We start from the raw sequence: 22,009 nt of genomic DNA, 5'->3' as shown, positions 1-22,009 counted from the left end.
GGGCGGCCGCGGCCGGGGCGCGCGATCCCCCGCCCGCCGGCGATCCCGCGGCCGGCGAGCCCGCGGCCGGGGAGGATATCGTCGTCGAAGGCCGGCGACGGGACGAGGGCGACGGCCCGCCGCCGGGGCCGCCGCCCGACGACGGTATGGGGCCGCCGCGGCGCGCGCAGGATGCCCGTAAGGTTCACCCCCCAGCGGATCTCCTCGCGATCCTCGCGCGCGAAATTGACCGCGCGACTGTCGACCGCGGTCAGCATGCCGGTGTCGTCGCGGGTGAAGCGCTCGGCGAAGGCCGCTTCGGTCGCGGCGGTCGCGCCGCTCAGCGTGCCGATCGGATTGCGCGGGCGGCTGTTGATGTAATTGGCCGAAAGCGACAGATTGCGCCGCGGGAACGGCTTGAGCGCGACGCCGAGCTTGACGACGTGACGATCGTCGGCGGCGAGCGCGGCATTGCCGCCGGTGCTCTGCAACACCGTCACCGTCGCGCCCGTCACCGCATCGTAGACGCGCGCCTGGGTGACGACGACCGGCGCATTGAGCTGCTGCAACGTCGGCGCGACGCGATCTTCGTTGACCGAGGCGATCACGCTGATCCCGGTGCGCGGCGTCCAGTTGAGCCCATAGCCGAAGGTCGCGAGCGTACCGTAATCGGCGACCCGCGTCGCACCCGCGTTCAGATTGGCGGTGAGGTTGCCGAGACCGCTGAGGAAGCCGCTGCGCCGGCTGGTCAGCGGCACGTCGAGGCTGATCTGCCCGCGCCCGGTGGTGCGCGTCGCCGCGCTCGTCCGGGTGACGCCGGCATAAGCGGTCGACGAGCGCAAAGCGCTGACGTCGCCGCCCAGCCGCAGCGACACACGGACGTCGCCCGCCGGCATCGCGAACAGCCGCCCCATCAGCACGGCGCTGGCGCTGCCGGCGTCCGATCGCGCCACCGCCCGCTCGCGCTGCAACGGCCCGAGCAAGGCGGCGGAGAGCGGGCCGTACGGATCCACCGCGATGGCGTTCGCCGCGATCGCCTGTTGCAGCGCGGCCGTATCATAGCCGCGGTCGGTCACGGTGCGCGTGTCGCCGTGATCGTAATTGGCGATCACCGACAGCTTCCACCGCGTCGACACATCGGCGTTGAGCGTCGCGCCGAGATGCCCGCTTGCGGTCGCGGTATCCTGGCGCAGCGCCTGCGTGTCGAGATAGCGGTTGATCGTGGTATCCGACATACTGATGGCGAAGGGATTGTCGGCGGTGACGTCGAGCGTCGCGGTCGCCAGCCCCTGCAGGGCGGCGCTGGTGGCGTAGCTTGCACCGGCATTGAGCGAGGCGGTCACCGCGTCGCTCACCTGATGCGCGACCGCACCGTTGAGCGACCAGGTCCGCGTCGCCGGCACGAGCGTGCGATAGGCGGTGTCGTCGGCGATCCGTCCGGTCGGATCGATCGCGCCGGTCGCCGAGATCAGGCCGCGCTCGCTCTCGCGCAACGACGCCGTCGATTCGACGCGCGCGGCGACATTGACCCGGTCGTTGTCGTGGATGCGGGTATAGGTGACGTCGGCCCTGGCCTTCTCGCCCTGCCCCGCCAGCGAGCCGCCGCCGCCGATATTGGCGACGGTGGTGCGGATCCGCCGCCGCAGGATGAGATTGACGACCTTCTGCTGCGCGTCATAGCCATATTTGAGCGCGACCTCCTCGGGCAGGATGTCGACGCGCAGGATCGCCTCGGTCGGCAGGTCGCCGATCTCGTTGACGCCGGAGATCCTCTTGCCGTTGACCAGCACGACAGGGCCGCTGCTGCTGTCGCGACCCTGATCGCTCTGCGTCTGGCCGCTGATCTGGTCGAGCAATTCGGTGACGGTGCCGACGCCATAGCCGGCGATATCGGCGGGCGAGAGGCGGTTCTCGGCGGGAATGTCGCCGATCACCGCACCGGGCACCGCGCGGCCGGTGACGACGATATCCTCGTCGCGCGCGGTGGCGGGCGCGGCGGTGCGGGTCGCCGGCTGCGCGGCCGGCGCGCCGCCGCTCTGCGCCGCCGCCGCAGGCGCCAGCGCGCCACCGACCAGCAGCGCGAGCAGGCAGGACGCGGGATAAGAAGGGCTGCTCATCGCCGCGCCTTCGGGTCGGATTGTGTCAGACCGATTTCATCACGATTGCGCCGGCTGCAACCTGACGCGGTGGTCGGGTGGGATGAGGCTTTGGTGGGCGGATGGCGAGCAGCCCCCCTCGCAAAGCGTACCGCAAGGCCGTCATCCCGCACGACGCGCGTTCCTTGGATATCGGCACCGGACGGCGCGAGGTTCCAACCGCCTCAATGTCTGTCGTGGCACCGCGGCCCGCTATGGGCGATGGGCCATTCTTCCAAAGCTATAGTCGATCCCGCCGCTGCTTAGATTTCGCTGCGGCGGGCGCGACCCGGCCGGATCAGAATTTGAAGGTCACCGCACCATGATAGGCTTGGTTGCGCACGTCGCGGCGCAGCGCGGTGGTGTCGGCGCTGAGCGATAGCCTGACACGGTCGGTGGTGTAGGACAGGCCCGCGGTCAGCTCGACCCAGTCATGATCCTGGCTCGCCAGCCGGAAGGCCGCCGAGGGCGTGCCGCCGATGAAATTGGCGGTGAACACGCCCGGCCGATCCTCGAAATCATGGACGTAATAGACCGAGCCGAACGGCTTGATCGCCTCCCCGCCGGCGATCTGCACACCGGCACGTGCCTGGGCGCTGTCCAGCGAGTAGCGATCGAAGCGCAGCGCGCCGTCCCCGCCCGTTTCGACCGTCGGCGTGAAGCCGATATGGCTGACGCGGGCGGCGAGGCGCGGACCGACCTGCAGGCCGGCAAGATCGAATTGCTGGCCGACGCCGACTTCGGCGGACAGGGCGAAGGCGTCGTCGCGGCTGCGCAGCGTTTCGCCGATTCCTGCCAGCGCGACGCTGCGCCGCGTGCTCGCCTGGAACACGCCGGCGCTGACCTGCGCGTCGAGCAGCTGACCGCGGCTGCCCTGCGCCTTGCCGAACAGCGTACCCTGGAACAGCTCGCCGACCGCATGCTGCGCGACGCCTCCAGTGGTGCCGTCGAGCTTGGTGAAGCCGAAGCCGAAGCCGAGCACGCTGGTGTCGCTGACCTTCGTCTCGATGCCGCTGACCACGTAGAAGCCGTCGAACGAGTCGCGCCCGCCCGCCGGGCTGGCGTCGCGCAGGCTGCGGCTGCTGCCGTCGACATAGCCGCCGGCGATGAAGACGTTGACGTTCTCCGGCAGCACGTTTTCGCGCACCGTGGTGGTGGCGTCGCTCGCGGTGGCCTGCGCCATCGGCAGATCGCGCGCCATCAGCGCGGCGAATTGCAGCGGCTGGCCCGTCATCGTCAGCGTCCCCGACAGCGGCTGGCGCGCGTCGATCGCGCCGAGATGCTGGCGGTAATAGCGCGCGACATTGTCGGTCGCGACGATGCCCATGCCCTGGACGAGCGGCGTGGTGCGCGGCGCCAGCCCCTCCAGCGTCGTGCGGATCGTCGCCGCATTCTGGAGATCGAGCACGCCGTAGAGGCCGGCGAGCCTGGCATATTGGCCGCGGTCGCGATCGAGCAATCCGGCGAAGGCGGTCTGGATCGGCGTGTTGGCGACGACGCTCGCATAGCTGCCGGCGACGACATGCGCCTGCACCGCCGTATCGGAATAGAGCAGCTCCGGCTTGAGGATCGCGGAGATCGGCACGACCCCGTCGAATTGGCCGATGACGCCGCCGGTCGCGGTGACGATCGTGTAGCGATCATTGTAGCGCAGGATATGGCCGGCGACCGGCGCCAGCCCGACGCGGCCGCCTAGCGCGGCAAAGCCGTCGTCGGCGCCGGTGCCGACCACGGCGATCCGGTCGGACGTGCCGTTCGGCCCGACGTCGATCAGCACGCGGCTGCCCGAGGCGAGGATGAGATTGCCGCCGATCGTCAGCGTGCCGATCGTCCCCAGCGTTCCCGGCGCGATCAGGCCGGCGACGCTGGTGAGATAGGGCGTGTTGATCCGCCCGCTGCCGGTGAGCAGGCCTTGCAGAAGGAAGTAATCGCCCGGCGTCGACAGCTGGCCGTCGACGCTGACCGTGCCGCTATACTGGTTGACGGCGATCAGGCTGGTCAGCGACCCCGCACGGGTGATCGCCAGCTTGGCGGCATCGCCGCTGATCGTGAACTGGTCGACCGTCGCCGCGGTATCGAGCGTCGTCGTACCGGCCGCAGCCAGCGTCACGTCGAAATAGCGTCCGCTGCGCTGCGTCGCGGCATCGGGATCGATATTGTCGGGCACGAAGCCGGTCGCGCCGGGCAGGCCGTTGGCGAGCGTCGGCGTCGGCAGCGCTGCGGTCCTGGCGTCCGCGGCACTGGATGGAGAGCCGATCCACGTCCCCGCCGCGCGGCCGCCATCGGCCTCGCCCTGCTGCGTGGCGGCGACCGGCTTGCCGTCGACATAGGTGACGCCGGTGTGGAGATCGTAGCATTGGTCGTAGCCGATGCGCGGTTCCTGGTCACACACCTGCCCGAACTTGTTCTGCGTATCGTTGGCGGTGCCGAGCCCCGGCGTCGTCGGCACGCCATTGACGAGCTGGCCGTCGGCGATGATCTGATAGGCCGGATCGAGCCGGGTGACCCAGTGGCTGGCGTCACTCCATTTGCCGTCCCCAGCCACTGCGCCGACATAGCGATAGGGGTTGTTGGCGACGATATAGTCCCAATAGAGATATAGCGGCTGGTAGAAGGACGTCGTGCCGTAGCCCGCCGATTTCTGGCCAGAGAAGGTGTAGCTTCCCGACAGCACGCCGATCACCGTCGATAGGTTGGTGCCGCCGCGCTTGAACGTCTGATCGAGGATCAGCGGCCCGCCCGAATCGCCGGAGGCGGTCAGGCCTTCGTGCGGCAGCGCCTTGTCCTTGAAGAGATTATAATCGCCCGGCGCCTTGCGGGTCGGGTCGTCGAAGTCGAGCTGATACAGGTTGGCCGGGAAACCGGCATTGCCGCCGAACAGGCCGTAATAGAAATCGTCGATCGAGCCGAGCACACCGATATAATTTTCGGCGACGCGACGACGGAAGTCGATGGCGCCGGTACTGCCGGTGGTACCCGTACCGTTCTTGCCATAGCCGGTGACGGTGACGTGATATCCGGTGCCGGTGGTATCGTCGATCGCTGCGGGTGCCGGGAGCGGCGAGAACAGCAATGTCCAGGTCGGCACGTCGGGAACCGGCGTATCGGTGGTCGCCAGCGCGATGTCGGCCTGCATGAAGTTCTTGTTCATGCCAAAGGCGAGCGACTGCGAGTTATAGACGACCTGACTGACGTTGTAGAAATGATTGTCGGCGTTGGTCGCATGACCACCGTAAAGCCAGTTCTGCACACCGGGCCGAGTATTGGCTTCGAACCCGAACCCGATCGGCAACTGCCCGGCCGCCGTGCCGTAATTCCACGGGTTCATCGCGGTGCCGTCGGGTGCTTCGTTGACGCAATGCGCCGCGAACAGAACCGTGCGCGGATTGATCAGCGTGCCTGTGCACATGTAGATATATTTGTAGTTCTGATCCGTCGGCGTCTGGTCGATGATCATCTGCCCGACGCCGTTGACGCCCTGGTCGAGATCCGACTTGGGCGTGCCGGGATCGGAGATGACGATCTGGGGTTGAGCATGCGGCGGCTGCAGCAGAACCTCGCGCGCCGCAGGCGCGGCGATCGGGGCAGCCGTCTTCAGCCCGTCGAGCAGATCGGACGTCCTCGCCTGTGCCTGCGCCGCTACCGGCGTGAGGATCATCGCCGTCGAGGCGAGCAGGACGTATCGCGACAGGCGACGCAGCGGCGTGTGGCTCATACAGTATTTCCCCCTGATCGTACCGGACGGCTCTCCCGCTCCGGCTGACCCATGCAATGTGTCAGATATGGTCACAAACCTGTCAAGTCGTCGCCATGGTTGCATCTTTCTTAATGATCCATATCGGTCAGATCGTGTCGGACCCGCAACACCAGCCCCCGGCACCTTGACTTTTGCCGCAATGCAGCGCACATCCGCTGCATCGAGGCGTCATGCAGCGTGAACGGGTTGGCCTGGCCACCCCCGGCTCCGCCTCGGTCGATATGCTCAGGGCTTCCCTATTCACGCGGGGTGTCAGTTTTCCCCGCCCCCTGCGAGCCGTGTCCGGTCCGGACACCGGCGCGCGGGTTGGGCCCGTTTTGGAAGTTGTTTCATGACCTTCGCCAATCTCGGCCTCGCCGAGCCGCTTGTCCGCGCGCTCGAAGCCAAAGGCTATACCAACCCGACGCCGATCCAGGCGCAGTCGATCCCGATCCTGCTCGAAGGCGGCGACCTGCTCGGCATCGCCCAGACCGGCACCGGCAAGACCGCGGCCTTCGTGCTGCCGTCGATCCAGCGACTCGCCGCCGCGCAGAAGCGCGTGCTGCCGACCCACGTCCGCATGCTCGTCCTCGCGCCGACGCGCGAACTCGCCAGCCAGATCGCCGACAATGCGCGCGGCTACGGCCAGTTCAGCAAGCTGTCGGTCGCGACCGTGTTCGGCGGCACCAGCATCAACAAGAACCGGCAGGATCTCAGCCGCGGCGTCGACATCCTCGTCGCCACGCCTGGCCGCCTGATCGACCTCGTCGAACAGGGCATGTGCAACCTGTCGATGATCGAGATCCTCGTGCTCGACGAAGCCGACCAGATGATGGACCTCGGCTTCATCCACGCGCTCAAGAAGATCGTGCGGATGATCCCGCGCAAGCGCCAGACGCTGTTCTTCTCGGCAACGATGCCGGTGGCGATCCGCGAACTCGCCAACCAGTTCCTGCACGAGCCGAAGACGGTGTCGGTCGTCCCCGCCTCGACCACTGCCGAGCGCGTCGACCAATATGTCACCTTCGTCAACCAGACGGAGAAGCAGGCGCTGCTGACGCTGACGCTGCAGGATCCGACGATCAACCGCGCGCTGGTCTTCACCCGCACCAAGCATGGCGCCGACCGCGTCGTGAAGCTGCTCGCCGGCAACGGCATCGCCGCCAATGCGATCCACGGCAACAAGAGCCAGGGCCAGCGCGAGCGCGCGCTCGGCGAGTTCAAGGACGGCAAGACCAAGGTGCTGGTCGCCACCGACATCGCCGCGCGCGGCATCGACGTGTCGGGGGTCAGCCACGTCATCAACTTCGAGCTGCCGAATGTCGCCGAGCAATATGTCCACCGCATCGGGCGGACCGCGCGGGCCGGCAACAGCGGCATCGCCATCGCCTTCTGCGCGGATGACGAGCGCGCCTATCTGAAGGACATCGAGAAGCTGACCCGCCAGAAGGTGACGGTGCGGCCGCTGCCGGACAATTTCACCGCGCTGTCAAACGAGATCAAGGCGACCCGCGTCAAGGCGATCGGCGCCGATCCCGCGCCGCGCGCCGACCTGCCGCGTGGCCAGCGTCAGCCGGCGCGCCCGCGGGCGACGCACGCGCCGACCGCGACGCGCAACTACGCCAATGCGAGCCGTGGCGGCCAGCGTGGCGGTGGCGGCGGTGGTCGTGGTGGTCGCTCGGGCGGCGGCGGTGGTCGCGGCCAGGGCGCCGGCGCGGCGCGCTAAGCCGCATCGGCTGCGGCGCACCTGCGTCGCGTCGCATGGATATTCGAACGGCCCCGCAGGCGCGATCCTGCGGGGCCGTTTGCGTTCGGGGCAACCCGCCGCCGCGTGGCGCATTGACTCCCCCAGAGGAGAGACTGCCATGGACGTTTCCACCACCCCGCTGCCCGAACGGATCGCCCGCGTGCTCGCCGGGCAGCGGATCAGCGCCAATGCCGGCGGCGATGCCGAGAGCGCCGGCGATCAGGTCGACGGGGCGTGGCGCGACTATCTCGATGACGCGCGCGCGGTGCTGCGCACACTGCGCGAACCCGACCGCAGGATGGCCGCGGCCGGCGACCCGGCGGTGTGGGAGCGGATGGTGCTGGCGGCGATCGACGAGGCGAAGCCGGAGACAGTGGTTCTCTAACGGATCGCAGGCGGCGTTCCGCCCTGCCCTCACCCTATCGCCGGCTTCGCCGTCTCCTCCCTCTCCCACCGGGAGAGGGGGGTGGGACCGGGCGCTGCCTCCGTGGTCAATCGTCGAACACCGGCGGGCGCTTGGCGAGATTGGCGGCGACTGCCTCCATCATCGCCGGGCGGCCGATCACCTTGAGCTGCTCCTCGGTTTCCGCGGCGAGCATCGTCCGCGGATCGGCATCATGCGCCATGTTGAGCAGGCGCTTGGCACCGCGGATCGCCGGCGGGCTGCGCCCGGCGATCGTGCGGGCGAGCGCCAGTGCCGCCGCCAGCGGATCGGCGTCGAGCCGCGTCACGAAGCCCTGCGCCAGCGCTTCGTCGGCGGCGAATTCCCGCGCGGTATAGACGAATTCGCGCAGCACGTCGTCGCGCACCGATCCGCGCCACAGCGCAAAGCCCGCCATGTCGGGCACCAGCCCCCAATGCAGCTCGCGGATCGCGAAGCGCGTGTCGGGCGCGGCGATGCGGATGTCCGCGCCGGCCATGATCTGGAAGCCGCCGCCGAAGGCGACGCCGTGCACCGCAGCGATCACCGGCATCGGCAATTGCCGCCAGCCCCAGCTGACATGCTGCGGCAGGATCGCGCCGGCGGCGTTGCGCGTCGTCGCGACGCCCGATCCGCCCTGCGCCATGCTCGCCATGTCGAGCCCGGCGCAAAAGCCGCGTCCCTCGCCCGACAGCACGACGCAGCGCACGTCGCGGCGGTCGGCGAGCGCATCGATCGTCGCGCCGATGCCCTCGAACATCGCCGGGTCGATCGCGTTCATCTTGTCAGGCCGGGCGAGGCGGACGTCGGCGATGCCATCGGCGACGGCGAGGGTGACGCGATCGTGCAAGACTCTCTCCCACAGCAGGGGGCCCGATCCGGCCTCGGACGCTACCCCGGTGCGTTGCGCTACTGCGGATGGCGTGTAGAGACAATGCGATGAGCGGCTTCAACATCGACGCATTCATGGCGCACCGCTTCGGCGGCCATGCCGGTGCGCTCGGCATCGTCTATCATGCGAAAGGGCCCGGCTGGGTCGAGCTCGCCCTGCCCTATCGCGACGCGCTGATCGGCGATCCGGCGAGCGGCGTGCTGGCGTCGGGCCCGATCATCGCGCTGATGGACATGGCGACGAGCATCGCCGTGTGGGTCAAGCGCGACCGGTTCGCGCCGCAGGCGACGCTCGACCTGCGGGTCGACTATCTCCGGCCGGCGGTGCCGGGGCGGACGGTGATCGGCCGCGGCGAATGCCTGCGGCTGACCCGCTCGATCGCCTTCGTCCGCGGCATCGCCTATGACGAGACGCCCGACGATCCGCTCGCACAGGTCGCGGGCACCTTCATGCTGATGGACCGCGCGGCATGAGCCCGCTCGACGCGCTGCCGCCGTATGCCGAGCTGCTCGGCATCACCCTCACCCCGCGCGACGGCGCCGCGCCGACGCTGCTGCTGCCGTTCCGCGACGCGGTGCTCGGCCGGCCCGGCTTCCTGCACGGCGGCGCGATCGCCGGGCTGCTCGAGGTCGCGGCGATCGTCTCGCTGCAACATGCGCTCGCCGGTGAGGGCGGCGGGCGGATCAAGCCGGTCAACGTCACCGTCGACTTCATGCGCGGCGGCCGCGACAAGCCGACCCATGCCGAGGGGATCGTCACCCGGCTCGGTACGCGGATCGCCAATGTCGAGGCGCTGGCCTGGCAGGACGACCGCGCCCGCCCGATTGCCAGCGCGCGGATGAACTATCTGATCGTGCGGGAGTAGCTCGGACCGACCGGCATCTCTCAGGTCTTACCCCCGCGCCACCCGCTCCGCCTCGGCGACCTGTTCGGGGGTCGGCGTCACCCCGGTGTAGAGCACGAATTGTTCGAGCGCCTGCAACGTCCCGATCGCCGCGCCGGTGATCACCGTCTTGCCCGCCGCGCGCGCGGCGCGGAGCAGCGGCGTGTCGGGCGGCAGCGCCACCGCATCGAGGACGATCCCGGCCGCGGCGATCGTCTCCGCCGGAAAGGCGAGCGCATCCGCATCCGCCCCCTCCATGCCGAGCGGCGTGACATTGGCGAGGAGGTCGGCGCGCTCCGCCGCCACCTCCGCAGCCCAGCGCCAGCCGACCGAGGCGGCGAGCGCCTGCCCGCGCTCGGCATTGCGCGCGACGATGACGCCATCGGTCAGCCCGGCATCGCGCAGCGCCGTCGCCACCGCCTTGCCCATCCCGCCCGAACCGCGCAGCATCACACGCGCCGCCGGATCGATGCCGGCCTGCTCGACCAGCGTGCGCACCGCCGAATAATCGGTGTTGTAGCCCGTCAGCCGGCCATCGTCGTTGACGATCGTGTTGACGCTGTCGATCGCCGCCGCCGATCCCTCCAGGCGATCGAGCAGCGGGATCACCGCTTCCTTGAACGGCATCGAGATCGCGCAGCCGCGGATGCCGAGCGCGCGGATGCCGCCGATCGCGGCGGGCAGATCGGTGGTGGTGAACGCCTTGTAGACATAGTCGAGGCCGCACAGCTCGTAGAGCCGGTTGTGGAAGCGCGTCCCGAAATTGCTCGGCCGCGCCGACAGCGACATGCACAACCGGGTGTCGCGGCCGATCAGGGGTTTGGGGGGTGTCGTCATGCGGCGGTGATAGGCGCTCCATGGCGCGTCGCCAACAACAGCGGCGCCGGAGACGCGATGACCGGTGCAAGGCAAACCGTCTCTCCACATCGGTTCGAGGCCTCGGCAAAACCGTGTCAGTGCTCCTGCGCAAGCAGGAGCCTAGGGCCGCAAACGCTACATGGCGTTGTCTGCTTGACCCTGTGTTCCTGCTTTCGCAGGAACACAGTCATTGAAGACCATGCTCCCTGTTCACAGAGGCCACGTTCGGCCGATCCGCCCCCTACCGCGGCGTCAACCGGATCAACCGCCCCGCCGACTTGCCGCCGTCCTCGATCAGCCAGATCGCGCCGTCGGGCCCCTGGTCTACGTCGCGGATGCGCGCGCCCATCGGCCATTGGTCCGCCTTGCCCGCGGTCTGGCCGTCGAGGTCGACGTGGACGAGCGACTGGGACGACAGGCCGCCGATGAAGGCATCGCCCTTCCACTGCGGGAAGAGATTTCCTGAATAGATCATCAGCCCGCCCGGCGAGATCACCGGGTTCCACCAGACCTTGGGCGGCTCATAGCCGTCGCCCGGCGCATGATCGGGGATGTCGCGGCCGTCGTAATGGCTGCCGTTCGATACGGTCGGCCAGCCATAGTTGCGGCCGGGCAGGATCAGGTTGAGCTCGTCGCCGCCCTTCGGCCCCATCTCCTGCTCCCACAACCGCCCCGCGCCGTCGAAGGCGATGCCGAGCAGGTTGCGATGGCCATAGCTCCATACCTCCGGCGCGAAGCCCTTGACGGCGAGCGGGTTGCCCGGCGCGGGCTTGCCGTCGAGCGTCAGCCGCAACACCTTGCCGAGCGTCGCCTGCGGATCCTGCGCCGGCGTGAACTTCTGCCGTTCGCCGTTGGTGAAGAACAGCGACTGGCCATCGGGTGCAAAGGCGATGCGGCCGGAATAATGGCCGTCCCCCGCGACGAACGGCCGCGCCTGGAACACGGCCTCGATCTCGCCGAGCCGGTCGCCACCCCGGCCGTCGTCGCGCAACCGGCCGCGCGCCAGCACGACGCCCTTGCCGCCCGCGCCCTTCGCCGAATAGCTGAAATAGATTCGCCGGCTGGTCGCGAAATCGGGCGCGGGAACGACATCCATCAGCCCGCCCTGCCCGGCGCTGTCGACGGGCAGCGTCGCGATCGTCTGGCGGCGCTTGCCGTCGGCGGACAGCAGGATCATCTGCCCCGCCTTTTCGGTGACGAGGATGCGCTCGTCGGGCAGGAAGGCGATCGCCCAGGGCGAGACGAAATCGGCGATCACCGTCTCGCGGAACGGCTTGGCCGAGGGCGGCGTCTCCCCCGCCTGCCCCGCTGCCGCGATCGAAGGGGCGCCCGCACCGGCGAGCAAGGCGAGCGGCAGGGTGGCGAGCAGAGTGAGGCGCATGTGAGTCTCCCGGATACACCCGGTCGCAAACGCTCCGGCGACAACGATGGATGCTTGTATCGCCCGACAGGTCGGCGTATATGACGGCTGCCTTCTCTTACATCGTCAGGTGAAAGAGGCTGCGGAGGATCTCCCCCGCGGCGGCGAAGACGCATATTCCCGCGGCGGCAGCCGCAATCCTTTCCCGGCGGCGGGCAGCCGCATGATTTCTGGAGCCTGCATGGCGGACATCGCCCTTCTCACGCAATTGATCGAACCCGAGGCCCGCGCGCTGGGTTTCGACCTCGTGCGCGTGAAGATGTTCGGCGGCAAGTCCGACCCGACCCTGCAGGTGATGGCCGAGCGCCCCGACACCGGCCAGCTGACGATCGACGATTGCGCCGACCTGTCGCGCCGCATCTCCGACCGGCTCGACGCCCTCGAAGCCGAGGGCAAGGACCCGATTCCGGACGCCTATCGGCTCGAGGTGTCGTCGCCCGGCATCGACCGGCCGCTGACCCGCCCGCAGGACTATGCCAACTGGGCCGGGCATGAGGCGAAGATCACGCTCGTCGAGAAGATCGACAACCGCAAGATCCTGACCGGCGACATCGTCGGCATCGACGGCGACAGGGTGACGATCGATGTGCGCGGCCACCAGCCGATGACGGTCGCGCTCGACCAGGTCCACGACGCCAAGCTGACGATCACCGACCGGCTGCTCGCCGCCACCGCGCCTTTGTCTTCGGACGGCGCCGACGAATTCGAAGAGGTGTCCGACGACACCGACAGCAACGACACCCATGCCCTGAACGAAGGACAGCAGTAAGATGGCCACCGTCGCCACCGCCAACCGCGCGGAACTGATCGCGATCGCCAATTCGGTCGCTTCGGAGAAGATGATCGACAAGAGCATCGTCATCGAGGCGCTGGAAGAGGCGATCCAGCGCGCCGCGAAGACGCGCTACGGCATCGAGAACGACATCCGCGCCAAGCTCGATCCCAACACCGGCGATCTGCGGCTGTGGCGCGTCGTCGAGGTGGTCGAGGCGGTCGACGATTATTTCAAGCAGGTCGACGTCAATCAGGCGCAGAAGCTCCAGAAGGGCGCGGTCGTCGGCGATTATATCGTCGATCCGCTGCCGCCGATCGAATTCGGCCGCATCCAGGCGCAGGCGTCGAAGCAGATCATCTTCCAGAAGGTGCGCGACGCCGAGCGCGACCGCCAGTATGAAGAGTTCAAGGATCGCCAGGGTGAAATCATCACCGGCGTCGTCAAGCGCGTCGAATTCGGCCATGTCGTCGTCGACCTCGGCCGCGCCGAGGGCGTCATCCGCCGCGACCAGCAGATCCCGCGCGAAGTGGTGCGCGTCAACGACCGCATCCGGTCGCTGATCCTCAACGTCCGCCGCGAGAACCGCGGCCCGCAGATCTTCCTCAGCCGCGCGCACCCCGACTTCATGAAGAAGCTGTTCGCGCAGGAAGTGCCCGAGATCTACGACGGCATCATCACAATCCAGGCCGCCGCGCGCGATCCGGGCAGCCGCGCCAAGATCGGCGTCATCAGCCGCGACAGCAGTATCGATCCGGTCGGCGCCTGCGTCGGCATGAAGGGCAGCCGCGTCCAGGCCGTCGTGCAGGAGATGCAGGGCGAGAAGATCGACATCATCCCCTGGTCTCCCGATATCGCCACCTTCGTCGTCAATGCGTTGCAGCCGGCGTCGGTCAGCCGCGTCGTGATCGACGAGGAAGAGGAGCGGATCGAGGTCGTCGTCCCCGACGACCAGCTCAGCCTCGCGATCGGTCGCCGCGGCCAGAACGTCCGCCTCGCCAGCCAGTTGACCGGCAAGGCGATCGACATCCTCACCGAGCAGGATGCGAGCGAGAAGCGCCAGAAGGAATTCACCGAGCGCACCGAGATGTTCCAGAACGAGCTGGACGTCGACGAGACGCTGGCGCAGCTGCTCGTCGCCGAAGGCTTTGGCGCGCTCGAGGAGGTCGCGTATGTCGAGCTCGACGAGATCGCCGGCATCGAGGGCTTCGACGAGGACCTCGGCCAGGAATTGCAGAGCCGCGCGCAGGAAGCGCTCGATCGCCGCGAGGCCGCCAATCGCGAGGAGCGGATCGCGCTCGGCGTCGAGGATGCGCTGATCGACATGCCCTATCTGACCGAGGCGATGCTGGTCACGCTCGGCAAGGCGGGGATCAAGACGCTCGACGATCTCGCCGATCTCGCCACCGACGAGCTGGTCGAGAAGAAGCGCGTCGAACCGCGCCGCCGCAACGAGGACGCGCCCAAGCGCCCCGAGCCGAAGGGCGGCATCCTCGCGGAATATGGCCTCAGCGACGAGCAGGGCAACGAGATCATCATGGCGGCGCGCCAGCATTGGTTCGCCGACGAGGAGGCTCCTGCCGAAGCCGAAGCCCATGCCGACGCCGACGCGGCGGACGGACAGGCCTGATGCCGTTCGTCTCGATCCGACTGGCGGGCAGCGCCACGCGCGAGCAGAAGGCGGGGATCGTCGCCGACGTCACCGCATCGCTGGTGACGCGGCTGGGCAAGAACCCGGCCGCGGTCCAGGTCGTGATCGACGAGGTCTCGACCGAGAATTACGGCGCCGGCGGCCAGCTGATCGCCGACCGCGACGCCCCCGCCGCCCCGCCGCCATCGAGGGAGGACGCGCATGCGGTTCCCTCACAATGAGACGCTAGGGCTCCAGCAGATTGGCGACGGGCGACGCGACCCGCGGGTGACCGCGGGATCGCATATGCCTGCGCGTCACGCCGTGCCGGCGACGCGAGGCCGCACATGACCGATCCCGTCCGCAAGTGCATCCTCACCCAGGACCGCGATCATCGCGAGAATCTCATCCGGCTGGCGATCGCGCCCGACGGACAGGTGCTGCCCGACGTACGCGCCAAGGCCCCCGGTCGCGGCGCGTGGATCGGCGTCACCCGCGCCGCGCTGGAAGAGGCGATCGCCAAGAAGAAGCTGCGCGGCGCGCTCGCCCGCGCCTTCAAGGGCGCGGAGCTCGTCATCCCTGACGACCTGCCCGAGCGGATCGCCACCGCGCTCGAACGCAATGCGCTCGACCGGCTCGGTCTCGAATCGCGGTCGGGCCTGTTGCTCACCGGATCGGAGAAGATCGAGACCGCGGCGCGCGCCGGGCAATTGCACGCGCTCTACCATGCCGCGGACGCGGGCAGCGACGGCAACCGCAAGCTCGACCAGGCGTGGCGGATCGGCGCGGATCGCGAAGGATCCGCGCTGCGAGGCGTTGTTTTGCCGATGCCGCGCCCCATATTGTCGTTGGCGCTGGGCCGCGAGAATGTGGTACACATCGGCCTGACCGACCGCGCTGCCGCCGCGCGGGTGAGCGATGCGCTCGACCGCTGGCTGCATTTTATCGGACCTGAACCCACTCCCGTGCCTTGCGAAACGGCCTCGCAAGGCGCATCGGCGCCCGGACTTTCCTCAGCGACTCTGAGGGATGCATCCGACGGGCTGCGACCGGCCGTAGACGTGAACGAGGAATTTGAGTGAGCGACACCGACAACGATAAGCCGAAACTTGGCATGCGCGCACCCTTGGGGTTGAAGCGCACGGTCGAGACCGGCCAGGTGAAGCAAAGCTTCAGCCACGGCCGGTCCAATACGGTGATCGTGGAAACCAAGAAGCGGCGCGTTCTCGGCCGTCCGGGCGAGGCACAGGCCGCGCCCGAGCCGCAGGTCGAGGCGCCCGTCGCCGCGCCTGCTCCGGCGCCCCGCCCCGCCCCTGCCCCGCGCCCGGCGCCGTCGAACGAGACGCCGCAGGAGCGTCAGGCACGCCTGCTGCGCGAAGCGGAAGACCAGCGGATGCACGCGCTCGAGGAAGCGCGTCGCCGCGAGGAGGCCGCGCGCGTCCAGGCCGCGGAAGACGAGCGCGCCCGCGCCGCCGAAAAGGCTGCCGCGGCCGCCGCTGCTGCCGCCGCACCGCCGGCACCGCCGCCCGCGCCCGAGCCCGCACCGGTCGAGCCGACCCCGGCTCCGGTCGCCGCGGCTCCGGCGCCCGCTCCCGTCGTCGTGCCGACGCCGGCCGGCCGTGGCTTCCGCCCGGTCGAGCGCGCCGTGCCGCCCGCGCCGGTCGAGGCGCCCGTACCTGCGCCGGCACCCGAGCCGGTCGCCGCACCCGCTCCGGCACCGACGCCCGCCCCCGCGCCTGCTCCGGTCGCCGCCGCGCCGGCGCCCGCGCCCGCGCCTGCCCCGATCGTCGGCTTCGGTCGCGACCCGTCGCTGCCTGCGCCGCGCCGCTTCTCGCCGGTCGCCCGTCCCGAGATTCCCAAGCCGCAGCCCAAGCCTGCGCCGGCTCCCACGCCTGCGCCGACGCCGGCCGCGACCACCGCGTCGGGCAATGCCGGTGGCGCCGCCTCGCGCAGCCTGCCCTCGGGCCAGGCGACGCCGCGCAACGCGCCGCCGAGCCGGCCGACGCAGCGCGACCGCAAGGGCGACGAACGCCGCGGCGGCAAGCTAACGGTCAATCGCGCGCTCGGCGACGATGGTGCGCGCTCGCGCAGCCTCGCCGCGCTCAAGCGTGCGCGTGAGAAGGAAAAGCGTCACTTCGGCGGCCCGCGCGAACAGCAGGCCAAGCAGATCCGCGACGTCCAGGTGCCCGAGGCGATCACCGTCCAGGAACTCGCCAACCGTATGGCGGAAAAGGGCGCCGATCTGGTCAAGACGCTGTTCAAGATGGGCATGCCCGTCACAATGACGCAAACGATCGACCAGGACACCGCCGAGCTGCTGGTGACCGAATTCGGCCATAACATCGTCCGCGTCAGCGACAGCGACATCGACCTGGCGCTCGACACCGGCGAGGATGCCGACGACACGCTGCGTCCGCGTCCGCCGGTCGTCACGATCATGGGTCACGTCGATCACGGCAAGACCAGCCTGCTCGACGCGCTGCGCGGCACCGACGTGGTGCGCGGCGAGGCCGGCGGCATCACGCAGCATATCGGCGCCTATCAGGTGACGCTCAAGGACAAGTCGAAGGTCACCTTCCTCGACACGCCGGGCCATGAGGCGTTCACGCAGATGCGCGCCCGCGGCGCCGACGTCACCGATATCGTCGTGCTGGTCGTCGCTGCCGACGACGGGCTGATGCCGCAGACGATCGAGGCGATCAACCACACCAAGGCGGCCGGCGTGCCGATGATCGTGGCGATCAACAAGATCGACAAATATGAGGCGAATGCCCAGCGCGTGCGCGAGCGGCTGCTCGAACATGAGGTAGTGGTCGAGGAAATGGGCGGCGACGTCCAGGACGTCGAGGTGTCCGCGCTAAAGAAGACCGGGCTCAACACGCTGATCGAGAAGATCCAGCTCCAGGCCGAGCTGCTCGAACTGCGCGCCAATCCCGATCGCCCGGCAGAGGGCACGGTGATCGAGGCGAAGCTCGACAAGGGCCGCGGCCCGGTCGCGACGATCCTCGTCAACCGCGGCACGCTCAAGGTCGGCGACGTGTTCGTCATCGGCGCGGAAAGCGGCAAGGTCCGTGCGCTGATCGACGACAAGGGCCGTCAGGTGAAGGAAGCCGGCCCGGCGATGCCGGTCGAGGTGCTCGGCATGACCGGCGTCCCCTCGGCAGGCGATCCGTTGCAGGTCGTCGAGAGCGAGGCGCGCGCCCGCGAGGTCGCCGAATATCGCCAGAGCGTGCTGACGCAGAAGCGCACCACCACCGCGCCGGCGAGCCTGGAGAGCATGTTCTCCGCGCTCAAGGCGAATGCGGCGATCGAATATCCGCTGGTGGTCAAGGCCGACACCCAGGGTACAGTCGAGGCGATCGTGGCGTCGATCAACAAGATCTCGACCGATCTCATCAAGGCCCGCGTGCTGCACTCGGGCGTTGGTGGCATCACCGAGAGCGACGTGACGCTGGCCGGGGCATCGGGCGCGCCGATCATCGGCTTCAACGTCCGCGCCAATGCCAAGGCCCGCGAGATCGCCGATCGGCAGAAGGTGGCGTTGAAATATTACGACGTCATCTACGACCTCATTGACGAGATCCGCGCCGGCATGGCGGGCGAGCTCGGGCCGGAAGCGTTCGAGACGGTGGTCGGCCGGGCGGAGATCCGCGAGGTCTTCTCGGCGGGCAAGCACGGCAAGGCGGCGGGTCTGCTCGTCACCGAAGGTGTCATCCGCAAGGCGCTCAAGGCCCGTATCACCCGCAACGATGTCATCATCTATCAGGGTGAGATCGCCAGTCTGCGTCGCTTCAAGGACGATGTCGCCGAAGTGCGCGCCGGTCTGGAATGCGGCGTGACGTTCACGCAGAATTTCGTCGACATCAAGTCGGGCGACTATCTCGAAACCTTCGAGGTCGAGATGCGCGAACGGACCCTCTAAATACGGTCCCTCTCCCATCTGGGAGAGGGACCGTATTTAGAGGGTCCGTTCGCGCATCTCGACCTCGAAGGTTTCGAGATAGTCGCCCGACTTGATGTCGACGAAATTCTGCGTGAACGTCACGCCGCATTCCAGACCGGCGCGCACTTCGGCGACATCGTCCTTGAAGCGACGCAGACTGGCGATCTCACCCTGATAGATGATGACATCGTTGCGGGTGATACGGGCCTTGAGCGCCTTGCGGATGACACCTTCGGTGACGAGCAGACCCGCCGCCTTGCCGTGCTTGCCCGCCGAGAAGACCTCGCGGATCTCCGCCCGGCCGACCACCGTCTCGAACGCTTCCGGCCCGAGCTCGCCCGCCATGCCGGCGCGGATCTCGTCAATGAGGTCGTAGATGACGTCGTAATATTTCAACGCCACCTTCTGCCGATCGGCGATCTCGCGGGCCTTGGCATTGGCGCGGACGTTGAAGCCGATGATCGGCGCGCCCGATGCCCCGGCCAGCGTCACGTCGCTCTCGGTGATGCCACCAACGCCCGAGTGCAGCACGCGGGCCTTGATGAGATCGGTCGAGATCTTGTTGATCGACGCCACGATCGCCTCGACTGTACCCTGGGTGTCGGCCTTGACCACCAGCGGATATTCGATCGCCGCATTCGCCTTGAGCGCGGAGAACATGCTCTCCAGGCTCGCCGGCGCGGTGGTGGTGCGCTTCTGCGTCAGCACGCTCTGGCGATATTCGGCGACCTCGCGGGCGCGCGCCTCGCTCTCGACGACCTGCAACGGATCGCCTGCCGAGGGGACGCCGGTCATGCCGAGCACCTCGACCGGCATCGCCGGGCCGGCTTCCTTCACCTGACGGCCCTTGTCGTCGATCAGCGCACGGACCTTGCCGCTTTCCGCGCCGATGACGAACACGTCGCCGACCTTGAGCGTGCCGCGGTTGACGAGGATCGTCGCGACCGGGCCGCGGCCCTTGTCGAGCTTCGCCTCGATCACCGTGCCCTCTGCCGGGCGATCGGGATTGGCGCGCAGTTCGAGCAGCTCGGCCTGGAGCTGGATCTTCTCGATCAGCGTGTTGAGCCCGGTCTTCTTTAGCGCGGACACCTCGACGTCCTGGACGTCGCCGCCCATTTCCTCGACCACTACCTCATGTTCGAGCAGCCGCTCGCGCACGCGCTGGGCATTCGCCTCATATTTGTCGATCTTGTTGATCGCCACGATCATCGGCACGCCGGCCGCCTTGGTGTGGTTGATCGCCTCGATCGTCTGCGGCATCAGCCCGTCGTCGGCAGCGACGACCAGCACGACGATATCGGTGACGTCGGCGCCGCGGGCGCGCATCTGCGTGAACGCCTCATGGCCCGGCGTGTCGAGGAAGGTGACCTTCGACTTGTCCTTGAGCGTCACCTGATAGGCGCCGATATGCTGCGTGATGCCGCCGGCCTCGCCGCGCACCACGTCGGTGCCGCGCAGCGCGTCGAGCAGGCTGGTCTTGCCGTGATCGACGTGACCCATGATCGTGACGACCGGCGGACGCGGACGCAGCGTGTCGTCGGCATCCTCGCCGGTGTCGAGCGCCAGGTCGATGTCGCTGTCGCTGACGCGGACGATGTTATGGCCGAATTCGGTCACCAGCAGCTCGGCGGTGTCCTGGTCGATCGTTTGCGTCATTGTGACGGGCATGCCCATCTTGAACAGCGTCTTGACCAGATCGGCGCCCTTTTCCGCCATACGGTTGGCGAGTTCCTGGACGGTGATCGCCTCGGGCACCTGGACGTCGCGGATCTGCTTGGCCTGCTGTTCGCGCGGGCCGCCGAAGTGACGCTTTTCCTTCTCACGCGCACGCTTGAGCGCGGCGAGGCTGCGCGAGCGCGCACCATCGTCGCCGAGCGCGCGATTGACCGTTAGCTTGCCGCCGCGGCGTTCGTCGCCCTTGCGGTCGCGCTGCGTCGGCCGGCTCGGCGGCGCGTTGCGCGGCGTCGCCTGGCCCGAGGGCAGGCTGCGCGAGGCGGCGCCACCGGCATTGCCCGACGCGGTGGTCGCGGCCGGCGTCGGCGCAGGCGTGGGAGCCGGCGCAGGCTTGGGCTGCGGCTTGGGAATCTCGGGACGGGCGACCGGCGAGAAGCGGCGCGGCGCAGGCAGCGACGGGTCGCGACCGAAGCCGACGATCGGGGCAGGCGCGGGCGCGGGCGCCGGCGCGGCGGCGACCGGAGCAGGCGCGGGGGCGGGCGTCGGTGCCGGAGCGGGTGCGGCGACCGGCTCGGGTGCCGGCGCAGGTACGGGCGCCTCGACCGGCGCGGGCGGCACGGCGCGCTCGACCGGGCGGAAGCCACGGCCGGCCGGCGTCGGCACGACGACGGGAGCGGGCGCCGGAGCCGCGGCGACCGGAGCCGGGGTCGGCTCGACCGGTGCGGGCTCGGGCGCGGGCGGCGGTGCCGGCGGTGCGGCGGCAGCAGCGGCGGCCGCGGCAGCCTTTTCGGCGGCGCGGGCGCGCTCGTCTTCCGCGGCCTGGACGCGCGCGGCCTCCTCGCGGCGACGCGCTTCCTCGAGCGCGTGCATCCGCTGGTCTTCCGCTTCGCGCAGCAGGCGTGCCTGACGCTCCTGCGGCGTCTCGTTCGACGGCGCCGGGCGCGGGGCAGGGGCGGGGCGGGGCGCCGGAGCAGGCGCGGCGACGGGCGCCTCGACCTGCGGCTCGGGCGCGGCCTGTGCCTCGCCCGGACGGCCGAGAACGCGCCGCTTCTTGGTTTCCACGATCACCGTATTGGACCGGCCGTGGCTGAAGCTTTGCTTCACCTGGCCGGTCTCGACCGTGCGCTTCAACCCCAAGGGTGCGCGCATGCCAAGTTTCGGCTTATCGTTGTCGGTGTCGCTCACTCAAATTCCTCGTTCACGTCTACGGCCGGTCGCAGCCCGTCGGATGCATCCCTCAGAGTCGCTGAGGAAAGTCCGGGCGCCGATGCGCCTTGCGAGGCCGTTTCGCAAGGCACGGGAGTGGGTTCAGGTCCGATAAAATGCAGCCAGCGGTCGAGCGCATCGCTCACCCGCGCGGCGGCAGCGCGGTCGGTCAGGCCGATGTGTACCACATTCTCGCGGCCCAGCGCCAACGACAATATGGGGCGCGGCATCGGCAAAACAACGCCTCGCAGCGCGGATCCTTCGCGATCCGCGCCGATCCGCCACGCCTGGTCGAGCTTGCGGTTGCCGTCGCTGCCCGCGTCCGCGGCATGGTAGAGCGCGTGCAATTGCCCGGCGCGCGCCGCGGTCTCGATCTTCTCCGATCCGGTGAGCAACAGGCCCGACCGCGATTCGAGACCGAGCCGGTCGAGCGCATTGCGTTCGAGCGCGGTGGCGATCCGCTCGGGCAGGTCGTCAGGGATGACGAGCTCCGCGCCCTTGAAGGCGCGGGCGAGCGCGCCGCGCAGCTTCTTCTTGGCGATCGCCTCTTCCAGCGCGGCGCGGGTGACGCCGATCCACGCGCCGCGACCGGGGGCCTTGGCGCGTACGTCGGGCAGCACCTGTCCGTCGGGCGCGATCGCCAGCCGGATGAGATTCTCGCGATGATCGCGGTCCTGGGTGAGGATGCACTTGCGGACGGGATCGGTCATGTG

At 69.0% G+C, this 22,009-nt stretch carries 16 protein-coding genes; 9 read left to right on the top strand and 7 right to left on the bottom strand.

From position 1 onward, the window contains the following. Both BW41_RS21275 and BW41_RS13310 read right to left on the bottom strand, forming a co-directional pair. On the bottom strand, positions 1-2,096 hold a 2,096-nt coding region (locus BW41_RS21275), incomplete at its 3' end, for a hypothetical protein (protein WP_051583493.1). A gap of 316 nt (positions 2,097-2,412) precedes the next feature. Further along, positions 2,413-5,829, bottom strand: a complete 3,417-nt coding sequence (locus BW41_RS13310) for an autotransporter domain-containing protein (RefSeq protein WP_051583491.1) — start codon at positions 5,827-5,829, stop codon at positions 2,413-2,415. A gap of 373 nt (positions 5,830-6,202) precedes the next feature. Between BW41_RS13310 and BW41_RS13305 the strand changes: the two genes are divergently transcribed. Then, positions 6,203-7,576, top strand: coding sequence for a DEAD/DEAH box helicase (locus BW41_RS13305; RefSeq protein ID WP_037534990.1), 1,374 nt, complete (start codon positions 6,203-6,205; stop codon positions 7,574-7,576). Positions 7,577-7,715: 139 nt separating this feature from the next. Beyond that, complete coding sequence (locus tag BW41_RS13300; protein ID WP_037534991.1) at positions 7,716-7,982, top strand: hypothetical protein; 267 nt, start codon at positions 7,716-7,718, stop codon at positions 7,980-7,982. A gap of 106 nt (positions 7,983-8,088) precedes the next feature. Here BW41_RS13300 and BW41_RS13295 read toward each other — a convergent pair whose 3' ends face one another. Beyond that, positions 8,089-8,868, bottom strand: a complete 780-nt coding sequence (locus BW41_RS13295) for a crotonase/enoyl-CoA hydratase family protein (RefSeq protein WP_037534992.1) — start codon at positions 8,866-8,868, stop codon at positions 8,089-8,091. An 89-nt stretch (positions 8,869-8,957) separates the two neighbouring features. Between BW41_RS13295 and BW41_RS13290 the strand changes: the two genes are divergently transcribed. Together BW41_RS13290 and BW41_RS13285 are read left to right on the top strand one after the other, a co-directional pair. Continuing rightward, entirely contained in the window at positions 8,958-9,383 is a 426-nt protein-coding gene (locus BW41_RS13290; RefSeq protein ID WP_037534993.1) for a PaaI family thioesterase, read from the top strand. Then, positions 9,380-9,775 carry a PaaI family thioesterase gene (locus BW41_RS13285; protein WP_037534994.1) on the top strand — a complete coding sequence of 132 codons (396 nt, stop codon included), beginning with the start codon at positions 9,380-9,382 and terminating at the stop codon, positions 9,773-9,775. The genes BW41_RS13290 and BW41_RS13285 overlap by 4 nt, the downstream gene beginning before the upstream one ends. Before the next feature lie 27 nt (positions 9,776-9,802). Here the strand turns inward: BW41_RS13285 and BW41_RS13280 are convergent, their stop codons facing one another. After that, positions 9,803-10,630, bottom strand: coding sequence for a shikimate 5-dehydrogenase (locus BW41_RS13280; RefSeq protein WP_037534995.1), 828 nt, complete (start codon positions 10,628-10,630; stop codon positions 9,803-9,805). A gap of 262 nt (positions 10,631-10,892) precedes the next feature. Beyond that, positions 10,893-12,032, bottom strand: a complete 1,140-nt coding sequence (locus BW41_RS13275) for a PQQ-dependent sugar dehydrogenase (protein WP_037534996.1) — start codon at positions 12,030-12,032, stop codon at positions 10,893-10,895. A 220-nt stretch (positions 12,033-12,252) separates the two neighbouring features. Between BW41_RS13275 and rimP the strand changes: the two genes are divergently transcribed. The 5 genes from rimP to infB (BW41_RS13250) all read left to right on the top strand — a co-directional run bounded on the left by rimP (position 12,253) and on the right by infB (BW41_RS13250) (position 18,395). Next, entirely contained in the window at positions 12,253-12,840 is a 588-nt protein-coding gene (gene rimP / locus BW41_RS13270; RefSeq protein WP_037534997.1) for a ribosome maturation protein RimP, read from the top strand. A 1-nt stretch (position 12,841) separates the two neighbouring features. Continuing rightward, positions 12,842-14,473, top strand: a complete 1,632-nt coding sequence (gene nusA, locus BW41_RS13265) for a transcription termination factor NusA (protein ID WP_037534998.1) — start codon at positions 12,842-12,844, stop codon at positions 14,471-14,473. Then, on the top strand, positions 14,473-14,715 hold the full coding sequence (locus BW41_RS13260) for a tautomerase family protein (RefSeq protein ID WP_037534999.1): 243 nt from the start codon (positions 14,473-14,475) through the stop codon (positions 14,713-14,715). Before nusA ends, BW41_RS13260 begins: the two co-directional genes overlap by 1 nt. A 105-nt stretch (positions 14,716-14,820) precedes the next feature. Beyond that, complete coding sequence (locus tag BW41_RS13255; protein WP_037535000.1) at positions 14,821-15,555, top strand: DUF448 domain-containing protein; 735 nt, start codon at positions 14,821-14,823, stop codon at positions 15,553-15,555. After that, positions 15,552-18,395: a translation initiation factor IF-2 gene (gene infB, locus BW41_RS13250; protein ID WP_037535001.1), complete on the top strand. Its 2,844-nt coding sequence runs from the start codon at positions 15,552-15,554 to the stop codon at positions 18,393-18,395. The genes BW41_RS13255 and infB (BW41_RS13250) overlap by 4 nt, the downstream gene beginning before the upstream one ends. A gap of 36 nt (positions 18,396-18,431) precedes the next feature. Here infB (BW41_RS13250) and infB (BW41_RS13245) read toward each other — a convergent pair whose 3' ends face one another. Together infB (BW41_RS13245) and BW41_RS13240 are read right to left on the bottom strand one after the other, a co-directional pair. Further along, positions 18,432-21,275 carry a translation initiation factor IF-2 gene (infB, locus tag BW41_RS13245; RefSeq protein WP_037535001.1) on the bottom strand — a complete coding sequence of 948 codons (2,844 nt, stop codon included), beginning with the start codon at positions 21,273-21,275 and terminating at the stop codon, positions 18,432-18,434. After that, positions 21,272-22,006 (bottom strand): DUF448 domain-containing protein, encoded by a 735-nt coding sequence (locus BW41_RS13240; RefSeq protein WP_037535000.1) that lies wholly within the window; start codon positions 22,004-22,006, stop codon positions 21,272-21,274. Before BW41_RS13240 ends, infB (BW41_RS13245) begins: the two co-directional genes overlap by 4 nt. Between the last annotated feature and the right edge of the window lie 3 nt (positions 22,007-22,009).

Source organism: Sphingomonas sp. RIT328 (genome assembly GCF_000632225.1).
Classification (GTDB): domain Bacteria; phylum Pseudomonadota; class Alphaproteobacteria; order Sphingomonadales; family Sphingomonadaceae; genus Sphingomonas; species Sphingomonas kyungheensis.
The sequence above is the reverse complement of the archived record's forward strand: the minus strand, read 5'-3'. Positions and strand labels throughout refer to the sequence as shown.

Coding starts and splice junctions, on each gene's coding strand:
- BW41_RS13310 (WP_051583491.1), bottom strand. CDS start 5,829: ATGAGCCACACGCCGCTGCGTCGCCTGTCGCGATACGTCCTGCTCGCC.
- BW41_RS13305 (WP_037534990.1), top strand. CDS start 6,203: ATGACCTTCGCCAATCTCGGCCTCGCCGAGCCGCTTGTCCGCGCGCTC.
- BW41_RS13300 (WP_037534991.1), top strand. CDS start 7,716: ATGGACGTTTCCACCACCCCGCTGCCCGAACGGATCGCCCGCGTGCTC.
- BW41_RS13290 (WP_037534993.1), top strand. CDS start 8,958: ATGAGCGGCTTCAACATCGACGCATTCATGGCGCACCGCTTCGGCGGC.
- BW41_RS13285 (WP_037534994.1), top strand. CDS start 9,380: ATGAGCCCGCTCGACGCGCTGCCGCCGTATGCCGAGCTGCTCGGCATC.
- BW41_RS13280 (WP_037534995.1), bottom strand. CDS start 10,630: ATGACGACACCCCCCAAACCCCTGATCGGCCGCGACACCCGGTTGTGC.
- BW41_RS13275 (WP_037534996.1), bottom strand. CDS start 12,032: ATGCGCCTCACTCTGCTCGCCACCCTGCCGCTCGCCTTGCTCGCCGGT.
- rimP (WP_037534997.1), top strand. CDS start 12,253: ATGGCGGACATCGCCCTTCTCACGCAATTGATCGAACCCGAGGCCCGC.
- nusA (WP_037534998.1), top strand. CDS start 12,842: ATGGCCACCGTCGCCACCGCCAACCGCGCGGAACTGATCGCGATCGCC.
- BW41_RS13260 (WP_037534999.1), top strand. CDS start 14,473: ATGCCGTTCGTCTCGATCCGACTGGCGGGCAGCGCCACGCGCGAGCAG.
- BW41_RS13255 (WP_037535000.1), top strand. CDS start 14,821: ATGACCGATCCCGTCCGCAAGTGCATCCTCACCCAGGACCGCGATCAT.
- BW41_RS13240 (WP_037535000.1), bottom strand. CDS start 22,006: ATGACCGATCCCGTCCGCAAGTGCATCCTCACCCAGGACCGCGATCAT.